This window comes from Piscicoccus intestinalis NBRC 104926 (assembly GCF_001515525.1).
Taxonomy (GTDB): domain Bacteria; phylum Actinomycetota; class Actinomycetes; order Actinomycetales; family Dermatophilaceae; genus Kineosphaera; species Kineosphaera intestinalis.
The window spans coordinates 1-2,130 of sequence record NZ_BCNQ01000269.1 but is presented as its reverse complement, the minus strand read 5'-3'; the positions used below and the strand labels follow the sequence as shown (position 1 = coordinate 2,130).

2 protein-coding genes are annotated in these 2,130 nt (G+C 68.1%); both read right to left on the bottom strand.

Translation table 11 applies throughout. From position 1 onward, the window contains the following. Positions 1 to 236: 236 nt before the first annotated feature. The gene (locus tag PINTE_RS21085) at positions 237 to 524 is read right to left on the bottom strand and encodes a hypothetical protein (RefSeq protein WP_157087442.1); all 288 of its coding nucleotides are present in this window, start codon (positions 522 to 524) and stop codon (positions 237 to 239) included. 411 nt (positions 525 to 935) lie between these two features. Further along, positions 936 to 2,116, bottom strand: a protein-coding gene (locus tag PINTE_RS21080) for an IS3 family transposase (protein ID WP_373280190.1) whose coding sequence is annotated in 2 segments (ribosomal slippage) — positions 936 to 1,864 and positions 1,864 to 2,116 — 1,182 coding nt in all. Because the reading frame shifts where the segments join, the coding sequence is not laid out codon by codon here. Between the last annotated feature and the right edge of the window lie 14 nt (positions 2,117 to 2,130).

Below are 2,130 nucleotides of genomic sequence, written 5' to 3'. Positions count from 1 at the left end.
GCTCGGGTGGGATGACGCCGGGAGCGGAGTCCGCGAACACGTCGGCTGACGGAACCCACTTGCGCGGCAACGTGGTCCAGACAGTCCAGCCGATGCTGACGAACACCCAGAGCGCGACTGCGGCGAAGAGCACGCCGAAGACCGTGTCCCCGTCCACGCGACCTCCCCTGTCGTCGACCCGTCGCCGAGTCTGGCAGGTGCGGCGGGCAGACCGTGGGCGCTCGCGCGGCCGGCGCTCAGGAGTGTCGGGCGTGGCGGCCCTGCTCGGCGAGGGATTCGCCGCGGGCCGGGTGACCGCTGGGCAGGGCCTCGATCCACCATCGAGCCCCGCGTCGCAGGGTGGCCACGTGACCGTGCCACCCGAGCTGTCGTAGGGGCAGCCGCTCCCGCGCCGGGATGGTGAGCCGCCCGACGAACCACCACGGGGTCAAGCCGGCCCCGATGAGGGCGGCGATGAGAACGATCTGACCGACGACGCCGGTCAGCGCCTCCAGCGACATGTCCTGCTCCTTGTGAATCTGCATGGTGTTGAAGTGAATTCGGGCAGGGGGCAACAACGCGACTGCTGGTCGTGAGGTTCCCCCTGGGCCCGCCCCCGGCGGGCCGTGCGCTCGGCATCGAGCCTTCTCCAGGCTGACACATCGCGGTGACGTTTCACCAATCGCGGGCGGCACCCGCGCAGGTATCGCCGAAACGACGATCCCGATGCGGGTGGCCGGGGCATCGGCCCAAGTCGCGCGCATGGACCGGCGATCCGGATCGTCGTTTCGGCGATACCTCGTGGGGTGCCCGCCGGATCGAGGGCGGGTGAGCGGTCAGGCGAGCCTCGTCCGGCGTCTCGGGCGGGGCGGCGGGGCGGGCCGTCGGCAGGCGGAGCGGCGGCGGGGCGGCGGTGGGCTGTGTCAAGAATTTTGGACGGGTTTTTAGGGGTTTTCTTACGCAGCAGCGGGTGCTGTTGCGCGGTAGTCGGTGAGTGCTTGGAATGGGGTTCGGTAGCCCAGGGTTGAGTGGAGTCTTTTCCGGTTGTAGAACACTTCGATGTATTCGGCGACCGCGAAGCGGGCTTTGGCTCGGGTAGGGAAGATGTGGCGGTGGTACATTTCGTTCTTCAGGGTCGCGAAGAACGACTCGGCCGCGGCATTGTCCCAGCAGACACCGGTCCGGCCCAGGCTTCGCCGGATCCGGTGGGCTTCGGTGAAAGCGGCGAATTCGGCCGACGTATATTGGGTGCCGCGGTCGGAGTGAAAGATCGCATCGGGCTGGACGTGGCCGGCGTCGATGGCCATGGTCAGTGCGTCGGTGACCAGGCTGGTGCGCATGTGCGGCGCCAGTTGCCAGCCCACGACCATGCGGGTGGCCAGGTCCAGGACGACGGCCAGGTAGAGCCAGCCCTGCCCGGTGCGCAGGTAGGTGATGTCACCGACCAGACGCTGCCCTGGCGCGGCCGCGGTGAAGTCCCGTCCGAGCAGATCGGCCGCGGGCACGGGTTGTTCACCGGGCACGGTGGTGCGCTTGTACGCCCGCGGCTGGACGGCGCGCAGGCCCAGCTCGCGCATCAGGTCGGCGACCAGCCCGACCGAGGCATCGATCCCGCGCTGGTTCAACGCCGCAGCGATCCGCCGGCACCCCGAGGTGGACCTGGATGCGGTGAACTCGAGCTGGATCTGCTCGGCGAGCATGGCCCGCCGGGCTGCCGTGGCCGTCTGCGGCCCCGCGGCTCGCTCGGCCCAGGCGTAGTACGTCGAGCGGGGCACGCCCAGCAGGGCGCACATGAACGCGATCGGGTAGGTGGCCTTCTCCGCCTGGATCAACGCGCAGCGTTCGGCTACGGGTGCGTCCGGGCGAAGAAGGCCGCTGCTTTTTTCAGGAACTCGTTCTCCATCCGCAACCTGCGGATCTCGTCTTCCATTTCTTTGACACGAACACGTTCCACGGGCGTCAACTCCGGCTCCGGCTCGGGATTCTCACGACGCCACACATTAACCCAGTTACCCAGCGTTCCCTCGTTAATCCCCAAGTCGCGCGCGACCTCCGCGATCGGGCGACCAGTCTCCAGGACCATCTGCACAGCCTCAGCCTTAAACTGCGGACTGAACTTCCTGCGCCGCTCAGACATGAACACATCCTCTC